Annotated in this window: 25 protein-coding genes and 1 riboswitch (1 of these 26 running past the window's edge); of the genes, 13 read left to right on the top strand and 12 right to left on the bottom strand. The window is 60.8% G+C overall.

The features are described from left to right. Together ACTG2O_RS04135 and ACTG2O_RS04130 are read right to left on the bottom strand one after the other, a co-directional pair. On the bottom strand, positions 1-1,712 hold the 5' portion of the coding sequence (locus ACTG2O_RS04135) for a TonB-dependent receptor domain-containing protein (RefSeq protein WP_236285607.1). Its footprint begins 112 nt before the window's first position; only the first 1,712 of its 1,824 coding nucleotides appear in the window; its start codon is at positions 1,710-1,712; its stop codon lies off the left edge, out of view. A gap of 52 nt (positions 1,713-1,764) precedes the next feature. Beyond that, a riboswitch (cobalamin riboswitch) is annotated at positions 1,765-1,942 on the bottom strand. A 35-nt stretch (positions 1,943-1,977) separates the two neighbouring features. Then, a complete protein-coding gene (locus ACTG2O_RS04130; protein ID WP_439975376.1) occupies positions 1,978-2,880 on the bottom strand; it encodes a LysR family transcriptional regulator in 903 nt (300 codons plus the stop codon). A gap of 109 nt (positions 2,881-2,989) precedes the next feature. Between ACTG2O_RS04130 and ACTG2O_RS04125 the strand changes: the two genes are divergently transcribed. From ACTG2O_RS04125 to ACTG2O_RS04110, 4 genes are all read left to right on the top strand, one after another. Then, positions 2,990-3,916 carry a sodium-dependent bicarbonate transport family permease gene (locus ACTG2O_RS04125; protein ID WP_005342109.1) on the top strand — a complete coding sequence of 309 codons (927 nt, stop codon included), beginning with the start codon at positions 2,990-2,992 and terminating at the stop codon, positions 3,914-3,916. 4 nt (positions 3,917-3,920) lie between these two features. Continuing rightward, positions 3,921-4,223, top strand: coding sequence for a P-II family nitrogen regulator (locus ACTG2O_RS04120; protein WP_033138869.1), 303 nt, complete (start codon positions 3,921-3,923; stop codon positions 4,221-4,223). A 63-nt stretch (positions 4,224-4,286) separates the two neighbouring features. Beyond that, positions 4,287-4,796, top strand: a complete 510-nt coding sequence (purE, locus tag ACTG2O_RS04115; RefSeq protein WP_439975375.1) for a 5-(carboxyamino)imidazole ribonucleotide mutase — start codon at positions 4,287-4,289, stop codon at positions 4,794-4,796. After that, a complete protein-coding gene (locus ACTG2O_RS04110) occupies positions 4,793-5,917 on the top strand; it encodes a 5-(carboxyamino)imidazole ribonucleotide synthase (RefSeq protein WP_439975374.1) in 1,125 nt (374 codons plus the stop codon). The genes purE and ACTG2O_RS04110 overlap by 4 nt, the downstream gene beginning before the upstream one ends. Before the next feature lie 73 nt (positions 5,918-5,990). Here the strand turns inward: ACTG2O_RS04110 and ACTG2O_RS04105 are convergent, their stop codons facing one another. The 6 genes from ACTG2O_RS04105 to fabV all read right to left on the bottom strand — a co-directional run bounded on the left by ACTG2O_RS04105 (position 5,991) and on the right by fabV (position 12,974). Continuing rightward, positions 5,991-7,181 (bottom strand): L-lactate MFS transporter, encoded by a 1,191-nt coding sequence (locus tag ACTG2O_RS04105; RefSeq protein WP_040069602.1) that lies wholly within the window; start codon positions 7,179-7,181, stop codon positions 5,991-5,993. Positions 7,182-7,290: 109 nt separating this feature from the next. Further along, positions 7,291-8,034 carry a LytR/AlgR family response regulator transcription factor gene (locus ACTG2O_RS04100; protein ID WP_150995771.1) on the bottom strand — a complete coding sequence of 248 codons (744 nt, stop codon included), beginning with the start codon at positions 8,032-8,034 and terminating at the stop codon, positions 7,291-7,293. A gap of 46 nt (positions 8,035-8,080) precedes the next feature. After that, positions 8,081-9,754 carry a sensor histidine kinase gene (locus ACTG2O_RS04095; RefSeq protein ID WP_047439828.1) on the bottom strand — a complete coding sequence of 558 codons (1,674 nt, stop codon included), beginning with the start codon at positions 9,752-9,754 and terminating at the stop codon, positions 8,081-8,083. 81 nt (positions 9,755-9,835) lie between these two features. Further along, entirely contained in the window at positions 9,836-11,020 is a 1,185-nt protein-coding gene (locus ACTG2O_RS04090; RefSeq protein ID WP_245148456.1) for an NAD(P)/FAD-dependent oxidoreductase, read from the bottom strand. 149 nt (positions 11,021-11,169) lie between these two features. After that, positions 11,170-11,694 (bottom strand): non-heme ferritin, encoded by a 525-nt coding sequence (gene ftnA / locus ACTG2O_RS04085; protein WP_005339225.1) that lies wholly within the window; start codon positions 11,692-11,694, stop codon positions 11,170-11,172. A 92-nt stretch (positions 11,695-11,786) separates the two neighbouring features. Then, on the bottom strand, positions 11,787-12,974 hold the full coding sequence (gene fabV, locus ACTG2O_RS04080) for an enoyl-ACP reductase FabV (protein WP_252413285.1): 1,188 nt from the start codon (positions 12,972-12,974) through the stop codon (positions 11,787-11,789). A 399-nt stretch (positions 12,975-13,373) separates the two neighbouring features. Between fabV and ACTG2O_RS04075 the strand changes: the two genes are divergently transcribed. Further along, complete coding sequence (locus ACTG2O_RS04075; protein WP_005339229.1) at positions 13,374-13,811, top strand: universal stress protein; 438 nt, start codon at positions 13,374-13,376, stop codon at positions 13,809-13,811. A 192-nt stretch (positions 13,812-14,003) separates the two neighbouring features. Then, complete coding sequence (gene trpS / locus ACTG2O_RS04070) at positions 14,004-15,017, top strand: tryptophan--tRNA ligase (RefSeq protein ID WP_439975373.1); 1,014 nt, start codon at positions 14,004-14,006, stop codon at positions 15,015-15,017. On the opposite strand, the gene ACTG2O_RS04065 is transcribed toward trpS, so the two are convergent. Beyond that, entirely contained in the window at positions 14,996-15,955 is a 960-nt protein-coding gene (locus ACTG2O_RS04065) for a LysR substrate-binding domain-containing protein (RefSeq protein WP_439975372.1), read from the bottom strand. The genes trpS and ACTG2O_RS04065 overlap by 22 nt on opposite strands. 91 nt (positions 15,956-16,046) lie before the next feature. Here ACTG2O_RS04065 and ACTG2O_RS04060 point away from each other — a divergent pair, with 91 nt between their 5' ends. After that, positions 16,047-16,946: a DMT family transporter gene (locus tag ACTG2O_RS04060; protein WP_181270065.1), complete on the top strand. Its 900-nt coding sequence runs from the start codon at positions 16,047-16,049 to the stop codon at positions 16,944-16,946. Next, positions 16,931-17,092 (top strand): hypothetical protein, encoded by a 162-nt coding sequence (locus tag ACTG2O_RS04055; RefSeq protein ID WP_098981153.1) that lies wholly within the window; start codon positions 16,931-16,933, stop codon positions 17,090-17,092. Before ACTG2O_RS04060 ends, ACTG2O_RS04055 begins: the two co-directional genes overlap by 16 nt. A 123-nt stretch (positions 17,093-17,215) precedes the next feature. Here ACTG2O_RS04055 and ACTG2O_RS04050 read toward each other — a convergent pair whose 3' ends face one another. Then, the gene (locus tag ACTG2O_RS04050) at positions 17,216-17,674 is read right to left on the bottom strand and encodes a DUF6314 family protein (RefSeq protein ID WP_439976647.1); all 459 of its coding nucleotides are present in this window, start codon (positions 17,672-17,674) and stop codon (positions 17,216-17,218) included. A gap of 43 nt (positions 17,675-17,717) precedes the next feature. Between ACTG2O_RS04050 and ACTG2O_RS04045 the strand changes: the two genes are divergently transcribed. Next, positions 17,718-18,572, top strand: coding sequence for a carboxylate/amino acid/amine transporter (locus ACTG2O_RS04045; RefSeq protein ID WP_439975371.1), 855 nt, complete (start codon positions 17,718-17,720; stop codon positions 18,570-18,572). Between the two features lie 7 nt (positions 18,573-18,579). Here the strand turns inward: ACTG2O_RS04045 and ACTG2O_RS04040 are convergent, their stop codons facing one another. After that, complete coding sequence (locus ACTG2O_RS04040; protein ID WP_043851699.1) at positions 18,580-19,443, bottom strand: GGDEF domain-containing protein; 864 nt, start codon at positions 19,441-19,443, stop codon at positions 18,580-18,582. Positions 19,444-19,513: 70 nt separating this feature from the next. Then, a complete protein-coding gene (locus ACTG2O_RS04035) occupies positions 19,514-20,227 on the bottom strand; it encodes a 3-deoxy-D-manno-octulosonic acid kinase (protein ID WP_439975370.1) in 714 nt (237 codons plus the stop codon). A 222-nt stretch (positions 20,228-20,449) separates the two neighbouring features. Between ACTG2O_RS04035 and ACTG2O_RS04030 the strand changes: the two genes are divergently transcribed. The 4 genes from ACTG2O_RS04030 (at position 20,450) to spoT (ending at position 25,036) form a co-directional block, all read left to right on the top strand. Continuing rightward, a complete protein-coding gene (locus tag ACTG2O_RS04030) occupies positions 20,450-21,502 on the top strand; it encodes a glycosyltransferase family 9 protein (RefSeq protein ID WP_439975369.1) in 1,053 nt (350 codons plus the stop codon). A gap of 303 nt (positions 21,503-21,805) precedes the next feature. Beyond that, a complete protein-coding gene (gene gmk, locus ACTG2O_RS04025) occupies positions 21,806-22,432 on the top strand; it encodes a guanylate kinase (RefSeq protein ID WP_005357125.1) in 627 nt (208 codons plus the stop codon). Between the two features lie 79 nt (positions 22,433-22,511). After that, positions 22,512-22,787 (top strand): DNA-directed RNA polymerase subunit omega, encoded by a 276-nt coding sequence (gene rpoZ / locus ACTG2O_RS04020; RefSeq protein ID WP_005307060.1) that lies wholly within the window; start codon positions 22,512-22,514, stop codon positions 22,785-22,787. A gap of 131 nt (positions 22,788-22,918) precedes the next feature. Next, positions 22,919-25,036 carry a bifunctional GTP diphosphokinase/guanosine-3',5'-bis pyrophosphate 3'-pyrophosphohydrolase gene (gene spoT, locus ACTG2O_RS04015; RefSeq protein WP_439975368.1) on the top strand — a complete coding sequence of 706 codons (2,118 nt, stop codon included), beginning with the start codon at positions 22,919-22,921 and terminating at the stop codon, positions 25,034-25,036. The last annotated feature ends 43 nt before the right edge of the window (positions 25,037-25,079 follow it).

Here is a 25,079-nt window from a genome sequence, read left to right as displayed (position 1 = left end):
TGCTGAGTCACCTCGTAACTGGTAGCCAGGTTCAACAGCGTATAGGCACTGAGTTCCACCCGCTGGCTAGTCGCCCAGTTGTTGTCATAGCGCTTGCCCACATAGAGCAGTTCAGCAGTTAGTGTTGCGGCATCGAATCGGGTATCTGCGATCCAGCTGCCTTTATGTTCAGCTCTACGCAGCAGCTGCAAATCCTGGTTACCCGTATCTTTGGCTCTGGTGTAGTCGTAGCTCAAACGATGATGCACAGGTCCGGTGTCGATGCCGAGCTCCGTTTCCACTCCTTTGATATCCGCCGTGGTATTTTTGGGGTTGCAGGTGTAGCTCATGCTGGTCAGGCAATAAATCAGATTGTCGATGCGGTTGCGATACAGATTCACAGACCAATCCCAGGCCGAATAGCGACCTGACAGGCCCAACTCCAGGTTTTTGCTCTCTTCCGGCTTGAGTGTCGGATTCTCAGACCCTGGATAATAGAGCTGGTTGAAGGTGGGGGCCTTGAAGCCAGTACCGTAACTCAACCGGACATTATGGTTCTCATCGATATCCAGCCCGCTGGCGGCAGACCAAGTGTTGTGACGACCATATTGCTGGTTGTCATCGGTCCGACCGGACAGTTCCCATAGCAGCGCCTGCCAACGATAGCTTCCCACAGCAAACAGACCGGTATTGTCACGACCAGGAGCGTTGAAGGTTTTTCCATAGCCGCGGGAGTCTGATTTCATCTCCTCACGCTGCCAATCTGCGCCACCGGTCAGATTAACCCCTTCGATACCGTTCCAACTATTGATCCAGGAGAAACGGGTTAAACCAGTATGAATAGGCTCACCGCTAGCCTCTCCTTTAGCCTCCTGCCAAGTCTTCAGCTTGTTCTCACCGTAACTGGCTTCAAGTCGACTGATCAGATCCTTACCCTGGAACTTGACACCACCATCATATTGGAAAGCCTGTACCCGACTCTGATCCGTGCTGCCATCTGTGTCGGTAAGATTGTCATAGCCTTGAGCATTGAAATCCGCGCTCCATGCATCATTAAAAGCGTGGTTCAAACCAATTTGACCATTGCGGCCGGAGAAACCATCCCGATCCGGCTGCTGGACATTGGCTACGACATCAAAACCATCGGTACGCTCGTAGCCGATCAGCATGTTCATATCGGTTTTTTGACCCAATGACTGAACCGTTCTGAGCTCGCCCTGACCATAGCCATGGCTCCCAGCACCGCCCTTCAGGTGTGTCTCGCTGCCATTTTTGGCGGATGTTTTGGTGATGAGGTTGATAACGCCGCCAATGGCATCGGAACCATACACTGCCGCGCGTGGGCCACGGATATACTCGATGCGCTCGATATTGCCGAGCGGGATTTGGCTGAGATCAGGCGTACCCGCCACCATGGCTGCAATCGGACGACCATTCATCAAAACCAGCGAGTGGTTGGAGTTGGTTCCACGGATAAACAGGCTGCTGATGTGACCCCGGCCTCCCAGTGTCGCTATCTGCACACCAGGCAGGGTTTTCAGCAGTTCGGGCAAACTCTGAACCTGACGAGATTCGATCTCGGCACGATCGATCACCACAACGGGCGCCAGCACCGAGCTGACCGGTTGTTCCACGCGGTTGGCCGTAATGACCAGAGTTGGATTGATGGGGATGGTGGTTTGGGCAAACGCCGCCGTCGGCAACAGGGCAGCCGCCAGAAATTTCTTCGACATGAGAGATCCTTAAGTTCGCGTAAGTATCTACTTCGTGGCCGGTTTCTCTCGGCCCGAAATACGAACTCTGGCAGGTCTTCGGGCTCGGGGGCTGATAGCCTACGGCGACGGCTTCCCGCCTGATGGCAGTGCCCTGATGTCGCTTCGTTCCCCCTTACCGCTGCGCGCCAGCTCCGGATTCTCACCGGATTCCCTATTAAGCATGATGCGCCAAAGCGGGAGGATTATAGGCAGAGCCAAGCTGGATGTATAGCCATCTAGATTTCTATTTATTGCCAACCAGCGCCGCCAACCGCTGCTGGGCCCCCTCCATCACCGCCTGTACCCCGAGATGAGAGAGATGGCGCCCTGCCGAGACCAGATAGTAAGAGAGAGTGACGTCGGTGAGGGTCGCAATCCGCTCCACTCCGTAGAGGCGGCCAATCTCGTCGGCCATCGCCAGCGGCGCCGGGAAGATCCCCATCCCCGCCTTGCCGAACGACTTCATCAGGGTGGAGTCATCAAACTGCCCCACCAGATGGGGATGAATGCCCTGCTGGCGATACCACGCCAGCAGCCGATCGTGGGTAGCCGACTTCTCTCCGGGGATCAGCAACGGCAACCCCTCCAGCGAGGCGGGAAAACCATCCCGCGCCCGCGCCGCCAGCTCGGGGCTGGCAAACAGCGCCAGCGGGCTGCGCCCCAACTCGTGGTTATAGCCACGCACGCCGCTGTCGGGAGGGAGCGGGCGATCGATCAGCACCATATCCAGCTTGTGGCGGGCCAGCTCGCTGAACAGCTGCTCGGCCCGCTCCTCGTGACACACCAGCCGCAGCGGGGTCGCCAGCGCCATGGCGGGAGCCAGCAGCTCGAACGCCAGAGTGCGGGGTACCGAATCGGCGATCCCCACCTGCATGGTCAGCTCCTGACTGGCGTGGCGCAGGGTGTGCTCCAGCTCGGCACCGAGCGAGAAAATCGCCCCTGCCTGCTCCTGCGCCTGCCGTCCGGCGGCGGTCAGCACCAGACGCCGCCCCACTCGGTTGAACAGCGCCACCCCTAGGGACTGCTCCAGCTCTGCAACCTGACCGCTGATGGTCTGCGGCGTGAGATGCAGCTGTTCGGCGGCCTGCGTCACGCTGCCGCTGCGTGCCACATGCCAGAAGTAGTAGAGCTGTTTGTAGTTGAGCATGCCGTTCCCTATCAGTTTTTACCGAACAACCATCAGTGAGAATCTGATTTTATCGAAACATTGCGGGCTCTAGCATGCAACCATTATCTGAACTGCCCTGCGAACCATCATGCTGGACGTTGTTGTACTCTTCTTTCTGTTTGGTCTGCTGGCCGGTCTGGTGCGCTCCGAGCTCAAACTGCCTCCTGCCCTCTACGACACCCTCTCCCTCTTTCTGCTGCTGGCCATCGGCCTCAAGGGCGGCGTCGGTCTGGCCCAGCAATCCCTGCAACCTCTGCTGCCACAACTGGCGCTAGTGATCCTGCTCGGCGTGGTGCAGACCCTGCTCGGCTTTGCCGTGCTGCGCCTCAAGATGAACCGGGTCGATGCCGCCGCCACCGCCGCCCACTATGGTTCGGTCAGCGTCGCCACCTTTGCGGTCGGGGTGAACTGGCTCACCGAGCGGGGCATCAGCTTTGAATCCCAGCTTTCGATCTTCCTCGCGGTGATGGAGATCCCCGCCATTCTGGTGGGCATAGTGCTGGCCCGCGGCATCAGCCGCGAGACCCGCTGGCGCATGCTGGCCCACGAGACCTTCCTCGGCAAAGGGGTGACCCTGCTGCTGGGCGGCATGGCCATCGGCTATCTGGCCGGGCCGGACGGAATTGCCCCGCTCAAACCGCTGTTTGTCGACCTGTTCAAGGGGGCGCTGGCGCTGTTCCTGCTGGAGATGGGCCTGATCGTCGCCCGTCAGTGTCAGGATCTGCGCCGCCACGGCCTGTTCCTGCTCGGCTTCGCCCTGTTGATGCCGCTCGCTTCAGCGGGACTGGGGCTGGCGGCTGGCCAGCTGATGGGCCTCTCCCTCGGCGGCCTGACCCTGCTGGCCACCCTGGCGGCGAGCGCCTCCTATATTGCCGTGCCGGCCACCATGCGCATCGCCGTGCCTCAGGCCAACCCGGGGCTGTCCCTCAGCGCCGTGCTGGGGGTCACCTTCCCGTTCAACATCATGTTGGGGATCCCGCTCTACCACAGCTGGGCCCGCCACTTCACGGAGTAGCCACATGCAGACCGAGACCCGCACCCTGCTGACCATCATCACCGAAGCCAATCTGGAGCCTACCCTGCTGCGCACCCTCACCCGCGAGGGGCTGCGCGGCTACACCATCACAGATGCCCGCGGCCGGGGGGATCATGGCGAGCGCAACGCCAGCTGGAGCGAGAGCGGCAACATCCGGCTGGAGGCGATCTGCAGTCGGGAGCAGGCGGAGCGGCTGCTGGCCCACCTGCAGAGTCGCTACTACCCCGACTACGCCATGATCGCCTTTCTGCAACCGGTCGAAATCGTGCGCCCCGAGAAATTCTGAGCCGGCTTGCCGGCTCTTTTTGTTTACCAAAAGCAAACGTTTAACAGCAAGGAACAAATACACATGAACACCCCTCCGCTGATCGGCCTGGTAATGGGCTCCGACTCCGACTGGCCCGTGCTGCAGGCCGCCGTCCGCATCCTCAAGGAGCACGGCGTGCCCTACGAGGCACAGGTGGTCTCGGCCCATCGCACCCCGGATCTGCTGTTCGAGTATGCCGCCACTGCCCGCGAGCGCGGCCTGCGCGCCATCATCGCCGGGGCCGGTGGTGCCGCCCACCTGCCGGGTATGGTCGCCGCCAAGACCACATTGCCGGTGCTGGGGGTGCCCATCCCCTCCCGTCATCTCAAGGGGATGGACTCCCTGTTCTCCATCGTGCAGATGCCCAAGGGGGTGCCGGTCGCCACCTTCGCCATCGGCGAGGCGGGGGCCGCCAACGCCGCCCTGTTCGCGGTCTCTCTGCTCTCGGTCGCCCGAGATGACGGCGCCCCCCGCTACCGGCAGCAGCTCGACGACTTCCGCACCCACGAGCGCGACCGGGTGCTGGCGCTGCAACTGGAGGAGCCGACATGATAGTGCCACCCGCCACCCTCGGCATGCTGGGGGGCGGCCAACTTGGCCGCTACTTCGTGATGGCCGCCCACCGCCTCGGCTACAAGGTGGTGGTACTGGATCCCGATCCGGCCAGCATCGCCGGTGCCGCAGCCGATCACCATATTGTCGCCCCCTATGACGACACTGGGGCACTGCTCGAGCTGGCCAGCCGCTGCGAGGCCATCAGCTGCGAGTTCGAAAATGTGCCAGCCGCCACCCTCGCGCTGCTCGAAACACACAAGCCGGTGCGCCCAGGCACCAGCACGGTGCGCATCTGTCAGGATCGCCGCGAGGAGAAAGCCTTTCTGCGCGGTGCTGACATCCCGATCGCCCCCTATCTGGCGCTACTGCCGGAAGAGCCCATCCCCGCACAGGCCAGCGAACTCTTCCCCGCCATCCTCAAGACTGCCCGCGAAGGGTACGACGGCAAGGGGCAGTGGCAGGTGAGCAATCTGGATGAGCTGGCGACGGCACTGGCAGCGAGTGGTGTGCCCTGCGTGCTGGAGAAACGTCTGCCGCTGGAGGGGGAGTTTGCCCTGACCCTGGCGCGCAACCCGAGTGGTATCATCAGTGCCTTTCCGCTGGTTCAGAACTGGCACAGCGGCGGCATCCTCGATCAGACTCGCTCCCCGGCCAATGTGCCGGTGCTGGAGAGCGAAGCCAAAGGGATCGCTGAGCGACTGATTGCCGCCCTCGATTACGTCGGGGTGCTGACGGTGGAATTCTTTCTGGTGGAGGGGAGGCTATTGGTCAACGAGCTGGCGCCCCGCCCCCATAACTCGGGTCACCCCAGCCTCGACAACGCCGCATGCAGCCAGTTCGAGTTGCAGGTAAGGGCCCTGTGCGATCTGCCGCTGCCAGAGCAGATCGCCGTGCGCCCCGCCCTGTTAATCAACCTGCTGGGAGATCTCTGGCAGAACGGCACACCCGACTGGGCTGCCCTGCTGGCGCAGCCCGGCCTGCATCTGCACCTCTATGGCAAGGGCGAACCCCGCCCCGGCCGCAAGATGGGCCATATCACGGTAACCGGTGACGACTGGTCAACGGTGGAGGAAAGCTGCCGCAAGGCCCGCCAGCTGCTGGGGCTAGCGCCGCGCTGATCGACCATCGGAAATGCAAAGACCCGGGCATGGCCCGGGTCTCTGTTTTTGCTTGCTATGGCAGGGAGGCTTATCAGGCCCGCTCCACCGCTACCGGTGCCGGCAGGCGGATGGTGAGGGAGAGCACCAGCGCCACCACCAGCAACACCAGGATCAGGTGGAAGGTCGCCATAAAGCCGCCAAACAGGGAGGCCACGATGGAGCCGATGATGCTGCCCAGACCAAAGCCCAGATAGATGACGCCGTAGTTCTTGGTCAGGTTGTTGAGACCGAAGAAGTCGCTCACCAGCGAGGGGTAGACGGTGATGGTGCCGCCGAAGCTGAACGCCACACAGGCGACCGCCACGAAGAACAGGTTGGCATTGAGCGGCACGAAGAGCAGCAGCGCCATGCCCGCCAGGGTAATCAGCTGAGCGATGGTGATAACCCGGATGCGGGACATCTTGTCGGAGAGGATACCCAGCACCAGACGGCCCCCCAGGTTGGCCATGGCGATGATGGCGACGGCATTGGCGGCGACTACAGCAGGCAGACCCACCATCTTCTCGCCGATATCCTTGGCCACGCCGATGACATAGAGGCCACTCATGCAGGCGGTGAGGAACATCAGCGCCAGCATCCAGTACTGCGGCTTGCGCATCGCCTCGGCCAGAGTGAAGTCACGGCTCTCGCTCTGCTGCACGGAAGCGGCCTGCTTGGGCGCATCCTTCATCAGCATGCCGCCCACCAGCACCATAGACATGGCGATCAGCCCCCACAGCTGGAAGGTGGTCTCAAGGCCGGAGCTGGAGAGCAGCAGCAGGTTGATGTATTTGAAACCGAGACTGCCGAGACCATAGGCACCGATGGAGCAGGCGGAGATCAGCCCCTTGCGCTCCGGGAACCACTTCACGCAGTTGGAGAGGGTCATCAGGTAGCCGGTACCGTCGGCAAAACCGACCAGAATGCCCGCACAGAGGTAGAGCATCGCCAGATTGCTGGCATGGGCGGTGAGGAAGAAGCCGATGCCGAGCAGCACGCCGGCGCCCAGGGTCACGTTGCGCACCCCGAATCGCTCCTGCAGCTTGCCCGCCATGGAGGAGGCGACTGCCAGCGAGAGGCTGAGCAGCCCGAAGGCGAAAGCGACCTGACTCACCGGCTCGTCCAGCTTGTCGGAGAGCTGAGCGTTGAACAGGCTCCAGGTGTAGACAGAACCCAGTGCGAACTGGGTGATGATGGTACCGATCAGTGTCAGGTACCGGGTGCGGTTCATCTCTTTGGTCATGATGCGTCTCGGTCGATGGCCTTAAGGAAATTGAGGCCACTATAGGCAAGACGCAGTTCGCGCCGATCGATTAAGGCATGAAATGCAGATCGGCGGGAATGAATGACAATCAGAGCCGCATCAGCTGACGGAACGCCTTGATGTTGCTGCGACTGACCGGCACCTCGAACGGCAGATCATGGAGCCGGATGAGATAGGTGCTGTTAAACCAGGGGACTATTTCGCGGATCTTGTTGATGTTGACGCAGTAGGAGCGGTGGCAACGGAAGAACCCCTCGGCCGGCAGCCGGCTGACAAACTCGCTGATGGTCATGGTCATCACGTAGCGATCATCGCGGGTGTAGACATAGGTGAGCTTCTCGTCCGCTTCCGCGTAGTAGATCTGCTCGCAGGGGGTGACGATGATGCGCTCCCCCTTCACCAGATTGACGGTGCGATTGTGCAGGCTGCTCCCCTCACCGCTCGCCTCCCCCGTGGAGGCTGGCTGCGACTTGCCCGCATGCTCGAGCTTTTGCAGCAGATTGATGATGCGGGGCTCGTTGTAGGGCTTGAGGATGTAGTCGAACGCCTCCAGCTCGAACGCCTCCACCGCAAATTCCTTGTAGGCGGTGACGAAGACAATGTGGGGCGGATGACTCGACTTGTGCAGGTTCTTGGCCAGCAGCAAGCCGTCGATGGAGGGGATCTGGATATCCAGAAACACCACGTCCACCTCGTGATCCTGCAGGTATTTGAACGCCTCCAGCCCATCCTCAAAGCTCGCCACTATCTCGATCTGGCTGTGCTGATTCACCAGATAGATGAGCTCTTCGCGAGCCAGATATTCATCTTCGACAATAATGGCTTTCAGCATGACAACACCTCTCGCGGCACACACTTATCCTCAACCATGATGGCACTCAGCATGGCATCGACTCCTGATCCGGCAGATAGAAACTCACCTCGGTACCCGGCTCCAGCCGCTTGAGGTGCAGGCCGTCGCCATAGAGCAGCTTGACCCGCTGATGCACGTTCATCAGGCCGATGCTGCGGCTCTCCACCCGACCGGCGGCTACCCCGTCGATCACTGCCTGACTGATGCCGTAACCGGTATCCCGCACCGATACCCGGATGCCGCCCGCCAGCTGCTTCACCTCGATGGTGACCCGACCCGGCGCGCTGCGGGGCTGGATGCCGTGCAGGATGGCGTTTTCCACCAGCGGCTGCAACAGCAGGCTCGGTACCTGAATGTGCACATCGTCCACCTCGAATACCACCTCCAGCTTGTCGCCGAAGCGGGCCTGCTCGATGGCCACGTAGTCGCGCACCTGCTGCAGCTCCTCCTGAATGTCGATGAGCTCATCCCCCTTGTTGAGGTTGTAGCGCAGGTAGTCCGCCAGATTGGCAATCAGCTGACGCGCCTGCTGGGGCCGGATGCGGATCAGCGACGAGATGGCGTTGAGGGCATTGAACAGGAAGTGCGGGTTGATCTTGCTCTGCAGCGCGGTGAACTCCGCCTTACGAGTCATCTCCTTGAGCTGCTCGATGCGCGACACCTCCATCTGGGTGGAGATGAGCTGGGAGAGGCCGACCGCCATCTCCCGCAGCGAACTGGTGATGCTGTGGGTGCGGCGGTAGTAGATCTTGAGGGTGCCGCTCACCGCGCCGTTTTCTCGCAGCGGAATAATGATGACCGAGTGGAAATCGGAGAGGTGATACTGGCGCAAATCGTTGTTGATGATGATCTGGTCGAGCAGCACCGCCTGCTGGGTCATGCCGCTGATGGCGTGGTGCTCGTCCAGCTCGTAGTAATCCTTGCCCACCCCGACATAAGCCAGCACGTCATGGGTATCTGTGATGGCCACCGCATCGGCGCTGATGTCGCGCCGGATCACATCGCACACCTGACTGAGGGAGTGGCGATCGATGTTCTGGAAGAAAGGCAGCGTCTTGTTGGCGATATCGAGCGCCAACTTGGCCTGCTTGGCGGCAATCAGCTCCTTCTCGTCATCCAGATCCTGCACCAGCTTGATGATAAGGCCGATGCAGAGCGCCCCGGCGATCATCGGATAGGCGATGTGGTTGACGATCTCCACCCCCACCTCATGCGGCTCGGTCAGCAGCCAGATCAGCAGCATGGTGAGCCCTTCGCAGAGCATCCCCGCCAGAATGCCGTAGAGCCAGAGCCGCGACTTTCGACAGCGCAGGTGCAACCAGGTGGCGAGCAGACCGGCGATGATGCTGGCGATAAGGCAAGGGATGGAGGTGTGGCCATCCATGTCGATGAGATAGCGATGCAGGCCGGAGATGACCCCGGCCGGAATGCCGACCCAGGGGCCAAACAAAATGCCGCCGGAGATGATGGCGATGATCCGCACGTTGATCAACGCCCCCTCCACCGGAATGCCGGTGTAGGTACTGAACACCGCAAACAGGCCGAAGATAGAGGCCACCAGCACCAGCTCCGCCGGGGTGTGATCCCGCTTCTGGAACAGCCGCTGGAACGGCCGGGTGCGGGTCAGGAAGAAGAGGGTCATCAGCATCAGCGCCGCCCGCTCGAACACCGCCAACAACATCATCTGATTCTCAAGCATCTGCGCCCCCTTGCGGCAACCCGACCGATCACCATAACCCCGACCAATAAATCGGGGCCGGATAAACCAGCCCCTGTGACATCAACAGTACTGACCGGCCACCCAGCCGGAGGACCAGGCCCACTGGAAGTTGTAGCCACCGAGCCAGCCGGTCACGTCCACCACCTCGCCGATGAAGTAGAGGCCCGGCACCTTGCGCGCTTCCATGGTCTTGGAGGAGAGCTCGTTGGTATCGACGCCACCCAAAGTCACCTCAGCGGTGCGATACCCCTCGGTGCCGTTGGGCAGGATCTGCCAGTCACCCAGCAGATTGGCCACCGCTTCAAGCTCCCGCTCGTTGTACTGGCGCATCGGCTTGCTGACCAGCAGGCCCAGCTCCACCAGCTTGTCGACGAAGCGCTTGGGCAGCTCGCGCCCCAACACGGTTTTCAGCTCCTGCGCGGGGTGCGCCTGCGCCCATTCACGCAGGGCAGCCGAAATATCCAGCTCCGGCAGCAGGTTGATGTGTATCTTCTCACCCGCATGCCAGTAGGAGGAGATCTGCAGGATGACGGGACCGGAGAGGCCGCGATGGGTGAACAGCATTGCCTCCTTGAACCGGGTGCCAGCCTCGGCGGTGACCGCTACCGGCAGGCTGATGCCAGCCAGATCGGCAAACGCCTCTTTCTCGGCCTGATGGAGGGTAAAGGGCACCAGCCCTGCGCGGGTCGGCAGCACCTTGAGGCCGAACTGCTCCGCCAGTTTGAAGCCGTAGGGGGTCGCCCCCAGCTTGGGCATGGAGAGGCCGCCGGTCGCCACCACCAGCGAGTGACAGCCGATCTCTCCCTTGCTGGTGGTCAGGAGGAAGCCCTCCTCCTGTTTGTTGACGGTGAGGATCTCGGTCTGGAACTGCAGGGTCACACCAGCCCAGTCACACTCGGTGAGCAGCACATCGACGATCTCCTTGGCGCTCTCGAGGCAGAACAGCTGCCCCAGGGTGCGCTCGTGATAGTTGACCCCGTGGCGATCCACCAGATCGATAAAGTCCTGCTGGGTGTAGCGAGCCAGCGCCGACTTGCTGAAGTGGGGATTCTCCGACAGGTAGGCGTGAGCGCCCGCCTGATGGTTGGTGAAGTTGCAGCGACCACCGCCACTGATGAGGATCTTGCGGCCCGGCTTCTTGGCATTGTCGAGCACCAGCACGGAGCGGCCACGGTAGCCCGCCTGCGCCGCACACATCAATCCGGCCGCACCGGCCCCGATCACCACCACATCGACCTGCTTCATCATCACTCACTTATCAAAATTGAAACGGCACCTGGCCAGAACCGTGATTGCCTCTGGCTGACATCACAACGGTGACTGCCCACCAGAATAAACAACGGCCCTTAAAAGGGCCGTTATTGTACTGGCTGAACACTAAGTGTCCACGACTATCAGGCGTTGCTGTCCATGATGCTGGCAGGGGCGCCCTTGGCCAGTTCGGCCAGCTCCTTGTCGATGAAGTAGAGGCCTTTGCCATCTTCACCCACCAGACCCAGACGGTCGACGATGCTCTTGAACAGCTTCTCCTCTTCATGCTGCTCGGCCACATACCACTGCAGGAAATTGAAGGTGGAGTAGTCCTGGGTAGTGAAGGCTACGTGGGCCAGACCATTGATGCACTTGGTGATGTGGTACTCGTGCTCCAGGGTGGTACGGAACACGTCGCCCAGCGACTTGAACTCGTGGGGAGGGGCATCGATGGCACCCAGCTTGGGCATGGCGCCGGTCTCGCTCACGTAGGTGAACAGACGCTCCATATGCTGGCGCTCCTCGACCGCGTGCTGACGCAGGAAGGTCGCCGCCCCTTCAAAGCCCTTGTCTTCGCACCAGGCGCTCATCTGCAGATAGAGATTGGAGGAGTAGAACTCCAGGTTAATCTGCTCGTTCAACTTCTCGATCATGGCTTGGGCCAGCATCTTGTTTCTCCTCAGTGATTTGGTATCGATTGTCGCCACACTCCCGCCGCGAATCAACCCGCCAACGAGAGGGAGATCCCGTTTCTTTCAGCTCAGGGGATCAGCTCGCCAAGGGAGGCGACATCCACCGGCGCAGCATAATCGACGCCCGGCAGCTCGAAGCCGTTGAGCTGCATGAAGTCCTGCCGCAGCCCGGCAAAGTCCCCCAGCCCGTGGAAATTGTCCGGCGTCACCTTGGGCCAGAGCGCCGAAACGGCGGCCTGAATGGCCGGGTCGAGCTCGTGGTCATCCATCCGGATCAGCCGGTTACCATCGGCCACCACCCCATTGGGCCCGTACATCTTGGCGGCGAACAGTCGCTGCATCTGCTCGATGCAGCCTTCGTGCACACCGCGCTCCTTCATTACCCCCATCAGCAGGCCCAGATAAACCGGCAACACCGGAATATAGGCGCTCGCCTTGGTTACCAGCGCCTTGCAGACTGACACCCAGGCATGGCCACCAATCTCGGCCAGCTGCAGGTTGATGGTCTCGGCGGTGGCGTGCAGATGCTCCTTGGCATAACCGATAGTGCCATCCCGATAGAGGGGATAGGTGGATTCGGGGCCGATATAGGAGTAAGCGACGGTTTGCGCGCCGGGGGCCAGACAATCGGCCTGCTGCAACGCCTGCATCCAGAGCTGCCAATCCTCGCCCCCCATCACGGTGACGGTATCGCGGATCTCCTCCGGTGTGGCTGGTGCCAGCGACTGCTGCACCAGCGTATCGAGCTCCAGATCCAGCCCCCAGCCGCTGAACGGCTGGCCTGTAGTCTTGAGCACCGAGCGCACCTGCGTGCCGTCGGGCAGCACCCGGATGCCGCTCGCCAGCGAGTAGATCACCAGATCCACCTGCCCCAGCTGCTGGCGGATGGTATCGATGGCCTGCTGGCGCATGCCGTCGGAGAAGGCATCACCGATCAGGTTGATGGCGACACGCCCCTCCTGCTCCGCCTCCTTGCGAAACCAGATGTTGTTGTACCAACCGGCACTGCCCAGCCCCTTGTCAGAGGGGCCCCGCTCGAAGGAGATGCCGATGGTGTCGGCACCGGCACCAAAGGCGAGTGCAATGCGCGACGCCAGTCCAAACCCGGAGGAGGCACCCAGCACCAGCACCCGCTTGGGGCCGTTGAACGGGCCAGCGGCCTTGATCCGCTCGATCTGCTGCTGCACGGCGGCGCGACAGCCGATGGGGTGACAGTTGCGGGCAACACAACCTTGAATCTGGGGATGAATGATCATGGGAAGGCCTCCAAAGAAACTGGCTACAGCATAACCAAATCGAAAGAGATTAACTTGATGCCGGATCGCTATCAGTCAGAAAAGCCGCGGGAATTGAGGCAGAAAAACAAAAGGGAGCACGTGGCTCCCCAAAGCGGTATTCAGATGCTTTTTGTTGTTTTGTGTTCATTGCGAAGCACGGGCCCATCCTATGCCTCCCCCCTGATCGGCAAGCCGAGGGGTGTGACCGGCGTCAAACTCTTGTTTAATTTATAGGCAAATAGTGGTTAATAACTGAGTGGCTGACCCTGTGTCACACGCCATTAAACTCATTTAAATCCCAAAACTGTGCCTGAGGCACCATTTTAGTTTCAGCAGAGATTGGTATAGTGGGCTGAAGAATCGGTAAGGAGAACCCCCATGAGTGGAACAACCTATTACAAGCATATTCTGGCCGCGATCGACCTCTCTGAAGATAACCGCAAGGTGATCGACAAGGCGGTGGACAGAGCCCGCTCCAACGGCGCCAAGCTGTCGGTTATCCATGTCGATGTGGACCTCAAGGATCTCTACACCGAGATGATCGATATCGACATCGACAACGTGCAGGATCAGGTGATCGCCGAAGCGAAAGAGAAGCTGGAGGCATTTCTGGCCTCGGTGGACTATCCCATCGAGAAGAAGCTGGTGATCTGCGGCGATCTGAGCGAGCGGGTCAATCAGGCGGTCAAGGAGTACGAGATCGACCTGCTGGTGTGCGGCCATCGCCAGAGCTTCTGGAGCCTGCTCACCTCCAGCGCCCGTCAGCTGATGAATACGGTGCCCTGCGATCTGCTGGTCGTCCCCTTGCAGAAGTAATGAAACCGGCGTAGTGTGATTTGCTATGAATATGACCGCATTCAATCACAACTACTGGTGGTGCTGCTCCTAAACAGGCGGCACCGCGTTTCTATTCAAGATTTCCCAAAGAAAACACCGTGACCGCCGAGAGGCGGTCAACTGTTTTTATCCCTTTGTCGCCTCCCGGCTCACCCAACTGGAGAGAGTGACATGCACAACCCCGTAATCCTGACTGGCGATCGTCCCACCGGCAAACTGCACATCGGCCACTATGTCGGCTCCCTGCGCCAGCGCGTCGAAGCCCAGCACCACTACCGTCAATTCGTGATGATCGCCGACTTGCAGGCGCTGACCGACAACGGCCACAACCCGGCCAAGGTGACCGACAACGTGCTGGAGGTAATGGCCGACTATCTGGCGGTCGGCCTCGACCCGGCCAAGACCACCTTCTGCCTGCAGAGCGCCCTGCCCGCCCTCGCCGAGCTCACCTGCTACTACCTCAATCTGGTCAGCGTCGCCCGGCTGGAGCGCAACCCCACCGTCAAGGCGGAGATCCAGCAGAAAGGGTTCGAACGCACGCTGCCGGCCGGTTTTCTGGTCTATCCGGTCAGTCAGGTCGCCGACATCACCGCCTTTCGCGCCAGCCATGTGCCGGTCGGGGAGGATCAGCTGCCGATGCTGGAGCAGACCAACGAGATCGTCCGCCGCTTCAACTCTCTGGTAGGCAAAGAGGTGCTGACCGAATGCCAGCCGATCCTGAGCGACACCGGCCGCCTGCCCGGCATCGACGGCAAGGCCAAGATGTCCAAATCCCTCGGCAACACCATAGAGCTCGGCATGTCGGCGGAAGAGGTCAAACAGGCGGTGTTCGCCATGTATACCGACCCCAACCACCTCAAGGTGAGCGATCCGGGTCAGGTGGAGGGAAATACGGTGTTCGCCTATCTCGATGCCTTCCACCCCGACAAGGCGCTGGTCGCCGAGATGAAGGCCCACTACCGACGAGGCGGACTGGGGGACATGCGCTGCAAACAGGTGCTCAATGACAGCCTGCAGACCCTGCTCGCCCCGATGCGGGAGCGCCGGGCCGCGGCCATCGCCGACAAGAAGATGCTGCTGGAGCTGCTCTATCAGGGCACCGAGCAGGCCCGCATCATCACCGATGGGGTATTGGCGGAGGTGAAAGGCGCCATGGGACTCGACTACTTCGCCAGCATCCGCTGAGCGGGAGTCCCGAGTGCATCGTCGCCGTAGAGGTCGAACACCAGCTGGTGCAGCAGGCTCTTGAACCAGCCGATCGCCTCGTCATGGGCGGTGAGCGGGTGCCCCGCCATCAGGTAGACGATGGGAATGGCGGGGTCTAGCTGGTGCATCCGCAGCGGGTAGTAGCGGCAGAAGTGGCGCCCGATCATCTCGGGCACCACCACCAGATAGCGGCCGGTCGCCATCAGCGGAGGCACCGCCATAAAGCTCGGTAACCTGACCCCCAGCTCCCGTTCCACCCCGAAACGGGCCAGCCAGAGCTCCACCATCGCCTGACTGTGACCCCAGCTGGAGGTGTGGATATGGGGACGGCTCACCAGCTCGACCGGAGCCAGCACATCGGGCAATTCGCTGCCAAGGGGCGACAGGCAGACCAGCGGGTTGTTGAACCACTCCTCCCGCCATAAGCGGGGTGAGAGATGATTCGCCCCGGCGAAACCGATCACCAGATCCAGCTCCCCCTTCTCCAGCTCCCGCTCGTAGTTGCTGTCGGCCAGCTCGCACACCTCAAGCCGACAGTGAGGGGCCTGCCGATGGAGCCGCTCCACCAGCACCGGCACCAGCCCGTGCTCTACCGAACCCGGGGTGGCGATGCGGAAAATCCGCCGCGCAGTGGCTGGATCAAACCCCTTGGCCTGCCGCAATCCCTGCTCCAGCATCGCCAGCGCCTGGCGCACCGGCCCGGCAAGCGCCTTGGCCCGCTCGGTCGGCATCATCTCGCGCCGACTCATCACAAACAGCGGATCATCCAGCGCCACTCGCAGCCGCCCCAAGGCGTGACTGACAGTGGATTGGGAGAGATGCAGCCGTTCGGCGGCACGGGTGACGTTGCGCTCCTGCATCAGCATGTCGAATACGGCGAGCAGGTTGAGGTCGAGACGGGCGAGCGAGCTATCCATCGATATTAGCCATAGTTAAATGCCAACAATTCATTTTTACCATAGTAACAGATTGCCTAGAATGCGCTGGCTTAATACATCGGAGATTCAAATGCGTAGCTATCTGTTATTGCTGGCCATTGGCCTGCTGTGGGGTTCCCAGTTCATTTTCATGCACCAGGCCGTTGCCGAGTTGCCCCCCATTCTGGTGGCTGCCGGTCGTGCCCTGTGCGGCAGCCTGACCCTGGGTCTGCTCTGCCTGTTCATGCGGCTCAAGAGTGAGCACACCCCGTGGCGCACCTATATGCTGATCGCCCTGCTGGATGCCACCATCCCCTTCATCATGGTCGCCTGGGGCCAACAGTATGTGGATAGCGCCATCGCCGCCGTGGTCATGGGTTGTATCCCGTTTGTGACCATTCTGGCTGCACCGCTGTTTATTTCTGGTGAAAGAATCACCAAAACCGGTCTGCTTTCCGTGATCATCGGCTTTGCCGGTGTACTCACCCTGTTCTGGCCGAAACTCTCTCAGGGCATGAACGCCGGTCTGCTCGGTGCCATGGCCATCCTGCTGGGCGCCAGCTGCTTCGCCATCGGTCTGCTGATGATCAAGCGCTTCGCCAAGGACCATCCCGTCGTGGTCGCCCGCAATATCCTGATCTCCTCGGCAACCCAGTTGCTGCTGGTCGCCCCCTTCATGGTTGACCTGAGCAGCCTGACCCTGCCGAGCAGCCAGGCCCTGAGCGCCATTACCGTGCTGGGTACCCTCTGTACCGGTCTGGTCTACTTCCTCTACATGGCGCTGATCCAGAAGGCCGGCCCGACGTTCGCCTCCTTCAGCAACTATCTGGTGCCGCTGTTCGGCGTGATGCTGGGCGCCCTGTTCCTCGGCGAACAGATCCACCCCACCACCGGCGTGGCACTGGCTCTGATCCTCGGCTCGGTCGCCATGAACCAGTGGGCCCAACAGCGTCGTGTACAGCGTGAGGCAACCCTATGTCAGGCATCTTGACCACCCTGTGCGGCGGTCTGGTCCTGATTGCCGGCTGGCAGTATCGCCAGCGACTGGCGGGCGTGCTGGGGCTGTTGATGGTACTGCTGCCCTGGTTCTTCGATAGCAAGCTGCAAGCCATGCTGAGCTATGCCCTGAGTGCCTGAATCACTTTTCTGAGTGTGTGAAGAGAGTTCATCTCTCCTGTTTTTTGGGACTGTTTTAAAAAACCTCCGATTTGCCCGCTACCGGCGCTCTGCGCCGGTTTTTTTATGCCCGTTTGCCGCCACTCACATCCGGTAGCGGTAGTCGATCCGCTCGTTCTTGCGCGGCCCGGTGATCTGCCAGCTCAGCAGAAAACCGCCGTCAATTTCGGTCAGCTCGGCGCGATAGTGATCCGCCCCGCACAGATGGGGCTCGGCGGTCAGCCAGCGGCCATCCCCTTGCGGCAGCAGCTCGAACAACTCGACCGGCGCTTCATAACGCAGGTGAGAAAGGCGGATCCCCCGCTCGCTACGCTGCCACCAGAAACGGTTGTGCATGGTGAGCACCCGACCATGGGGAGTGGTGTAGCGCCCCTGCTCGCTGAAGAGCCAGCCACCCTGATGATCGGTCACCGCCACAACCCCCTCGCCGCGACCACTCCAGTCGGTCGCCGACCCCTCGCCATTGCTGGCGGTGAAGCCAAATGCTCCGACCTGTGACAATCGTGCCCATAAACGCTGGATTGCCGCTTCCATCTCGGCCATCATAGCCCCCTCAAAAATTGACAACTGATGACAAATCAACCACATGAACTACTTGATAGGGGTCACCCTGCTCTGGTCATTCTCCTTCAGCCTGATCGGGGTCTACCTCGCCGGTCAGGTGGATGCCTACTTTTCGGTGCTGACCCGCATCGCTCTCGCCAGTCTGGTGTTTCTACCCTTCCTGCGTCGCCGCTGGCTGCGCCCCGCTCTGGTGGCCAAACTCATGGCGCTGGGCGCCATCCAGCTCGGCATTATGTATCTCTTCTACTACCACTCCTTTCTGCTGCTGACGGTACCGGAAGTGCTGGTCTTTACCATCTTCACCCCCATCTACGTCACCCTGCTCCACGACCTGCTTGAGCGGCGCTTCAACCTCACCTATCTGTGGGGTGCCCTGCTGGCCGTCGCCGGCGCAGCTGTGATCCGCTTTGACGGGCTGACCGAGAGCTATGCGCTGGGCTTTCTGGTGGTGCAGGGAGCCAACCTCTGCTTTGCCATGGGTCAGGTGGGCTACAAGGTACTGCTGGCGAGGGAGGCTGAGCAACCGCCACAGCTGGCGATTTTCGGCTGCTTTTATCTGGGAGCACTGGTGATCGCCCTGCCCGCATGGTGGTTGCTGGGCAAACCCCAGTACCCGACCAGCGGGTTGCAGTGGGGCATTCTGCTCTGGCTCGGGGTGGGCGCTTCGGGGCTGGGCTACTTCCTGTGGAACAAGGGGGCAACGCTGGTCAGCAGCGGGGTGCTCGCCATCATGAACAATGCGCTCATTCCGGCCGGCCTGCTGGTCAATCTGCTGATCTGGGGCAAGGATACCGATTTGACCCGGCTGGCCATCGGCGGCGTGCTGATGCTGGCATCCCTCAAGGTGTGCCAGCATCGCAAGGTCACTTCATCCTGAGTGGCAACTAGCCGACGACGGCGTTGCGCTCCCGTCTGGCCTGACCGTGGCAGGTGGCCAGACGGGCCAGCAGATGGTCAAGCTGCTCGCCGGGCTGGCTCTGTACCAGCCCGATACTGACGGTCACCGGCCGCTGTGGCAGCAGGCTGGCGTCGGCAATCTCGAGGCGCAGCCGTTCGGCAATCTCCAGCCCCTTCATCCGCTCGGTGCGGGAGAGCATCAGAATAAAGCCATCCTCATCCCAGCGGGCGAAGGGATCTTCGCGGCGCAGCTCGTGACGCACGATGCGCGCCAGCTTGGCCAGCATGGCGTCACAAGCGGCCTCGCCAAAGAGCTGGCGGATTTTGGCCATGTGATCGACGGAAAACTGCAGCAGACTGAAGCTTCCCCCCTCAGCCAACAGCCTCTCCTCCAGCAGTTGCTCGAAGCGGCTGCGACTCTCCAGCCCGGTCAGCGGATCGGTACCGTGCCGCTCTTCCACCAGCACGACGGCGGGATCGAGATGGCGCACCACGCCAAGCAGATGGCCCCGCTCGTCACGGCGGATCCGCTCTTCCAGCCGGATGTAGTGGCCGTGGTGGTGAAGAATGCGATATTCGAGGCGCAGACCGCTGCTGCGGCCGCTCTGGCAGGCGCTCAGGGCATCAGCCAGCCGGGCAACGTCATCGGGATGCACCCGCTCCAGCCAGCCGAGATCATCCGGCCAGCTATCACCAAGTCCCAGCAGGCGCAGGCAGGAGGGATCGCGGCGCAGTCCCTGTTGCGGGGACCAGGTCCAGATCCCCGCCTCCAGCAGCGCCATGGCATCGAACAGCAGACCCGGATCAAGCCGGGCGGTGACATCCACCAAAGGTGTCTTGAGCATTTCCATGGGGCGCCTCGAAACAGGATCTGAATACCTGCTCAATAAGTAACATTGGCGTTCACGCCGAGCAACAGGGTCAGAGTGCTTTTCCCTGATACCCGTTCATCAAGGTCTGCCAGTTCTCCGGTACGAAGTGAAAACTGGTGTGCAGTTGAGACTCCTTGTTGAAGGAGCGCAACAGCCGCTCCAGATTGCCCTTCTGCCACTCACCGGGGGAGCGGATCGCCCCCTTGTCGAAGTCGATCACCCACACCTTCTCATCCTTATCGAGCAGCAGGTTGTGGCTATTGAGATCGGCGTGGTAAACCCCGGCATCGTGCAGCTGGCGCACCGTCTGGCCAATCTTGTGCCACACCTCGCTGGCCACCGGCCCCTGCTTGAGCAGGGCGACCATGTCCTTGGCACCGCGAATACGCTCGATCAGGATGTCGGCGCGATAAAATGGGCCCTGTTTGGCCATCCGCGCACCGAACGGACGCGGCACCGGCAACCCCAGTTCGCACAACTTGGCCAGCAGGGTGTATTCCGCCATGGCGCGGCTCGATTCGACCCCTTCGAACCAGAAACGATCCCGCACCACCTTGCCCACCATGCCGCCGCGATAGTAGTGGCGCAGCACCAGATGGCGGGACTCATCCTTGACGAACCAGGTCACTCCCCGCCCGATGGAGGTTCCCACCACCTGACGGTTGTTCTGCCACCAGGCAGGATCGAATAACTGGGGAGAGGGGTCGCGAAAGGCCCCTTCGGCATACCAGCAGATCTGGTTGTGTTCGGTCTGTACTCGCATCGTGGAGATCCCGCTCGGTGGGTCATGGATCGCAATTTTTCAATTGGCGATGAGGCTGCCGCTCTGGCATGCCCGCAATAGTGGCCTTTAATCAACGACGTGCAGAAACAGGTCATGGCACAGGGCCCGGCCTATCCTGGCTGACGATTGTGCGCAATTTTACAATCCAGAGGGGAGTTTGCATAATGCCATCCACCCTTTTTGCCAGCCGTGCGCCACAACATGCCGCTATTTCAAACGCCCCCCTCCTCCATCTGCATCCTGCGGCTCTCCGCCATCGGGGATTGCTGCCACGCACTGGCGCTGGTGCGCGTCATCCAGCGGGAGTGGCCACAGACCCGTATCACCTGGATCACCGGCAAAATCGAAGCAACCCTGTTTGCCGATCTGCCCGGGGTCGAGGTAATCCCCTTCGACAAGAGCAAGGGGTGGCGCGGCTATCGCGATCTCTGGCAGACCCTCAAGGGACGCAAATTCGATGCCCTGCTCCATCTGCAGGCTGCCATGCGCGCCAGCATCGCGACCCTCGGCATCAAGGCCAAGGTCAAACTCGGGTTTGATCGGGAGCGGGCCAACGACGGCCAGTGGCTGTTCACCAACCACAAGGTGCCTTCGCCTGTCTCCCCCCATGTGCTGGACGGTTTCCTCGCCTTTGCCAAAGAGCTCGGCATCAAGGATCTGACCCCGGATTGGCAACTGCCCATCAGCGCCGAACATCAGGCGTGGGCAAGGGAGAAGATTGGCGGCAAACCGACCCTGCTGATCTGCGCCGCCGCCAGCAAGGCGTTCAAGAACTGGACGGCCGCAGGCTATGCCGCGCTGGCAGATCACGCCGCCAACAAGGGCTTTCAGGTCTATTTGTGCGGCGGCCCCGCCAAACTGGAGCGGGATCTGGCTGCCGACATCCAGCGCTTAAGCCAGAGCAAGCCGGTCGATCTGGTGGGGCAGACCAACCTCAAGCAGCTGCTGGCGCTGATTGGCGAGGCGAGTCTGGTATTGGCCCCCGATACTGGCCCAACCCATATGGCTACCATAGTGGGCACGCCGGTGATCGGCCTCTATGCCCATCACAATCCGGCGCGTACCGGCCCATATCTCTGCCGCGACTACGTGGTCAGCGTCTATCAGGAGCTGGTCGAGCAGGAGACCGGCAAGCCGCCGGCCGAATTGAGCTGGCGCACCCGCCTCAAGGATCCGGAGGCCATGCGAAACATCACCAGCGAGCAGGTTATCGCCGCGTTCGAGCGGATCTGTGCAGATCGCCAGCTGCCGTAGTGACAGAGCACCTCGGGAATTCCGAGCCATCAGGCAGGGATAAACTGATAGCCTCTGCCCCCAGCCAAAGGCACAATGCAGGCTGATGTGGGTTACGCTCCCGCAGCAAGCTACGAATACTTTGATCGGCTGGAATATGATTCCGGCCGTTTTTTTATTCGCCGCATTCTGGTAAAATTCGCCGCCTTTACATCCTCCTGACTCAAGAATTTTCCGCGTTTTGCGTTTGGCTGTCTCCCTTTCGGGCACAAGACGGCGGTCTCTGCTACAACCAAAACAGCGGTTTCGATTAAAGGTAATAATATGGCGCAACAAGGCACTCTCTATATCATCTCCTCTCCGAGCGGCGCGGGTAAATCCAGTCTGCTCAATGCCTTGCTGACCCAACATAACGCTGCGGGCAAGATGCAGCTGTCGGTTTCCCACACCACTCGCGCCACCCGTCCTGGCGAAGAGCACGGTGTACACTACCACTTCGTTCAGGTGGAAGAGTTCAAGGCACTGATCGAACGCGGTGATTTTCTGGAGTGGGCCGAAGTGTTCGGCAACTACTACGGCACCTCACGCGCCGCCATCGAAGCCTGTCTGGCCAAGGGGATCGACGTATTCCTCGACATCGACTGGCAAGGTGCCCGCCAGATCCGCGAGCAGATGCCGACCAAATCCATCTTCATCCTGCCCCCCAGCCGCGAAGAGCTGGAACGCCGCCTGATTGGGCGCGGTCAGGACAGCGCCGAAGTGATTGCCGGCCGGATGGCGAAAGCCATTGCCGAAATGGTGCACTACGACGAGTATGACTATGTCATTATCAATGAAGACTTCGAGCAGGCGCTGTTCCAGCTCAGGTCCATTATTGAGTGCCAACGGCTGGAGATGCGTCACCAGCAACAGGCTCAAAAAAACTTGCTGCAACAGCTACTGGCAGAGTAAGCCAAAAACAAGTAAACTTTTGCGTCATTTTTAAACACTGCTTTTCTAAATACAGAAAGCCCAAACACTGGAGTCCTGCATGGCACGCGTTACTGTAGAAGATGCTGTAAAACAGGTAGGTAACCGTTTTGACCTGGTGCTGGTCGCCGCGCGCCGCGCTCGTCAAATCGCGGTACAAGGCAAAGATCCCCTGGTCGACGAAGAGAACGACAAGCCGACTGTGATCGCCCTGCGTGAGATCGAGCTGGGTCTGGTGAACAATCAAGTGATGGACACCCAGGACCGCTACGAACAGCAAGAGCAGGAAGCCGCCGAGCTGGCTGCCGTTGCTGCCATCGCCGAAGGCCGCGGTTAAGTTATTCCTCCGGTTGGCACCCGCCCGGGTGCCGACTGTTCATCCCCATTTACAACCGCTCGAAAACCTCGCAAACTCAGGGCTATACCCTCAATTCCACGAATTGCCGTTTCACCGCTGCGGGGACTGTCTTGTATTTATTTGAAAACCTTAAAGAAATAGCCAGTTCCTACCTGCCGCCAGAGCAGGTTGAGAAGCTCAAGCAAGCCTATGTGGTGGCCCGTGATGCCCACCAGGGTCAGATGCGTTCCAGTGGCGAACCCTATATCACCCACCCCGTTGCCGTTGCCCGAATCCTGGGTGACATGCGCCTCGATCATGAAACCCTGATGGCCGCCGTGCTGCACGACGTCATCGAAGACACCTCTGTCACCAAGGCCGATCTGGCCGAACAGTTTGGCAATGCGGTTGCAGAACTGGTGGCTGGGGTCTCCAAGCTCGACAAGCTGAAGTTTCGCGATCGCAAAGAGGCGCAGGCCGAGAACTTCCGCAAGATGGTGATGGCAATGACCCAGGATATCCGGGTCATTCTGATCAAGCTGGCCGACCGCACCCACAACATGCGCACCCTGGGCTCCCTGCGCCCTGACAAACGCCGCCGCATCGCCCGGGAAACCCTCGAAATCTTCGCCCCCATCGCCAACCGCCTCGGTATTCACACCATGAAGAACGAGCTGGAAGAGCTGGGTTTCGAGGCGCTCTATCCCATGCGATCCCGCGTGTTGCGCGAATCGGTGCGCCGCGCCCGTGGCAATCGCCGCGAGATCATCGACTCCATCCAGAGCGAAATCAGCGGTCGTCTGAAAGAGGCGGGGATCGAGCATCAGGTCAGTGGCCGCGAGAAGAATCTCTTCTCCATCTACAACAAGATGGAGAGAAAAGAGCTGCAATTTCATGAGGTAATGGATATCTACGCCTTTCGTGTCAAGGTGAAGGACATAGATACCTGTTACCGGGTGCTGGGGCAGATGCACAGCCTCTACAAGCCGCGCCCCGGCCGCTTCAAGGATTACATCGCCATCCCCAAGACCAACGGCTACCAGTCGCTGCACACCTCTCTGGTGGGGCCGCACGGGGTACCGGTGGAGGTGCAAATTCGCACCGAGTTCATGGATCAGATGGCCGACAAAGGGGTTGCCGCCCACTGGGCCTACAAGCAGGATGGCGACAGTTCGGGCACCACTGCCCAGATCCGCGCCCAGCGCTGGATGCAGAGCCTGCTGGAATTGCAACAGAGCGCCGGCAGCTCGTTTGAATTTATCGAAGGGGTCAAGACCGACCTCTTCCCCGACGAGATCTACGTGTTCACGCCGGAAGGACGCATCATGGAGCTGCCCGCTGGCGCCACGCCGGTGGACTTTGCCTACACGGTGCACACCGATATCGGCCACGCCTGCGTCGGTTCGCGGGTCGACCGCCACCCCTACCCGCTCAGCAGCCCGCTGCACTCGGGCCAGACGGTGGAGATCATCACGGCGCCGGGCGCCCGTCCCAACGCGGCCTGGCTCAACTTCGTAGTGACCACCAAAGCGCGCTCCAAGATCCGCCAGTTCCTCAAGAACCTGCGCACCGAAGAGTCGGTGGTGCTGGGTCGCCGCCTGCTCAACCATGCGCTGGGCGCCAAGAATATCGAAGACATTCCCGAGCCGCGCATCAAACAGGTGCTGGCCGATACCAAGCACGAGAACCTGCAGGGGCTGCTGGCCGATGTGGGCCTCGGCAACGCCATGAGCGTGATGGTGGCGCGTCGCATGCTGGGGGATGAGTTGCCGCCGGAAGAACAGCCCAAAACCAGTAGCAAAAAGATGCCGATCAAGGGTGCCGACGGCATGCTGGTCACCTTCGCCAACTGCTGCCGCCCGATCCCGGGGGATGCCATCATCGCCCACATCAGCCCGGGCAAGGGTCTGGTGATCCACCAGGAAGCCTGTCGCAACATCAAGGGCTACAGCAAGGAGCCGGACAAGTACTTGCCGGTGCAGTGGGAAGTGGACAAGGAGCAGGAACAGGAGTTCCGCACCGGTATCAGCATCGAGATCGTCAACCATCAGGGTGCGCTGGCCGAGCTGGCCAACGTGATTGCCGCCACCGGCGCCAACATTCACGCCATCAGCACCGAAGAGAAGGATGGCCGGGTCTATCAGGTGAGTCTGCTCATCACCACCAAGAGCCGTATCCATCTGGCCAACATCATGCGCAAGATCCGCGTCATGCCCAACGTGCTCAAGGTGAGCCGGCAAAAGAACTGATCACACAGGCGGCGCAAGCCGCCTGCTGCTTTTTAAGAGACAA

Source organism: Aeromonas sp. 61P, assembly GCF_051919545.1.
GTDB classification, from domain to species: Bacteria; Pseudomonadota; Gammaproteobacteria; order Enterobacterales; family Aeromonadaceae; genus Aeromonas; species Aeromonas veronii.
Note: the sequence above shows the minus strand (reverse complement) of the source record. Positions and strands in the feature narration are given on the sequence as shown.

What these genes read in the sequence shown, in the direction of transcription:
- ACTG2O_RS04130 (WP_439975376.1), bottom strand. Translation starts at nt 2,880, where the DNA reads ATGCTCAACTACAAACAGCTCTACTACTTCTGGCATGTGGCACGCAGC.
- ACTG2O_RS04125 (WP_005342109.1), top strand. Translation starts at nt 2,990, where the DNA reads ATGCTGGACGTTGTTGTACTCTTCTTTCTGTTTGGTCTGCTGGCCGGT.
- ACTG2O_RS04120 (WP_033138869.1), top strand. Translation starts at nt 3,921, where the DNA reads ATGCAGACCGAGACCCGCACCCTGCTGACCATCATCACCGAAGCCAAT.
- purE (WP_439975375.1), top strand. Translation starts at nt 4,287, where the DNA reads ATGAACACCCCTCCGCTGATCGGCCTGGTAATGGGCTCCGACTCCGAC.
- ACTG2O_RS04110 (WP_439975374.1), top strand. Translation starts at nt 4,793, where the DNA reads ATGATAGTGCCACCCGCCACCCTCGGCATGCTGGGGGGCGGCCAACTT.
- ACTG2O_RS04105 (WP_040069602.1), bottom strand. Translation starts at nt 7,181, where the DNA reads ATGACCAAAGAGATGAACCGCACCCGGTACCTGACACTGATCGGTACC.
- ACTG2O_RS04100 (WP_150995771.1), bottom strand. Translation starts at nt 8,034, where the DNA reads ATGCTGAAAGCCATTATTGTCGAAGATGAATATCTGGCTCGCGAAGAG.
- ACTG2O_RS04095 (WP_047439828.1), bottom strand. Translation starts at nt 9,754, where the DNA reads ATGCTTGAGAATCAGATGATGTTGTTGGCGGTGTTCGAGCGGGCGGCG.
- ACTG2O_RS04090 (WP_245148456.1), bottom strand. Translation starts at nt 11,020, where the DNA reads ATGAAGCAGGTCGATGTGGTGGTGATCGGGGCCGGTGCGGCCGGATTG.
- ftnA (WP_005339225.1), bottom strand. Translation starts at nt 11,694, where the DNA reads ATGCTGGCCCAAGCCATGATCGAGAAGTTGAACGAGCAGATTAACCTG.
- fabV (WP_252413285.1), bottom strand. Translation starts at nt 12,974, where the DNA reads ATGATCATTCATCCCCAGATTCAAGGTTGTGTTGCCCGCAACTGTCAC.
- ACTG2O_RS04075 (WP_005339229.1), top strand. Translation starts at nt 13,374, where the DNA reads ATGAGTGGAACAACCTATTACAAGCATATTCTGGCCGCGATCGACCTC.
- trpS (WP_439975373.1), top strand. Translation starts at nt 14,004, where the DNA reads ATGCACAACCCCGTAATCCTGACTGGCGATCGTCCCACCGGCAAACTG.
- ACTG2O_RS04065 (WP_439975372.1), bottom strand. Translation starts at nt 15,955, where the DNA reads ATGGATAGCTCGCTCGCCCGTCTCGACCTCAACCTGCTCGCCGTATTC.
- ACTG2O_RS04060 (WP_181270065.1), top strand. Translation starts at nt 16,047, where the DNA reads ATGCGTAGCTATCTGTTATTGCTGGCCATTGGCCTGCTGTGGGGTTCC.
- ACTG2O_RS04055 (WP_098981153.1), top strand. Translation starts at nt 16,931, where the DNA reads ATGTCAGGCATCTTGACCACCCTGTGCGGCGGTCTGGTCCTGATTGCC.
- ACTG2O_RS04050 (WP_439976647.1), bottom strand. Translation starts at nt 17,674, where the DNA reads ATGGCCGAGATGGAAGCGGCAATCCAGCGTTTATGGGCACGATTGTCA.
- ACTG2O_RS04045 (WP_439975371.1), top strand. Translation starts at nt 17,718, where the DNA reads ATGAACTACTTGATAGGGGTCACCCTGCTCTGGTCATTCTCCTTCAGC.
- ACTG2O_RS04040 (WP_043851699.1), bottom strand. Translation starts at nt 19,443, where the DNA reads ATGGAAATGCTCAAGACACCTTTGGTGGATGTCACCGCCCGGCTTGAT.
- ACTG2O_RS04035 (WP_439975370.1), bottom strand. Translation starts at nt 20,227, where the DNA reads ATGCGAGTACAGACCGAACACAACCAGATCTGCTGGTATGCCGAAGGG.
- ACTG2O_RS04030 (WP_439975369.1), top strand. Translation starts at nt 20,450, where the DNA reads ATGCCGCTATTTCAAACGCCCCCCTCCTCCATCTGCATCCTGCGGCTC.
- gmk (WP_005357125.1), top strand. Translation starts at nt 21,806, where the DNA reads ATGGCGCAACAAGGCACTCTCTATATCATCTCCTCTCCGAGCGGCGCG.
- rpoZ (WP_005307060.1), top strand. Translation starts at nt 22,512, where the DNA reads ATGGCACGCGTTACTGTAGAAGATGCTGTAAAACAGGTAGGTAACCGT.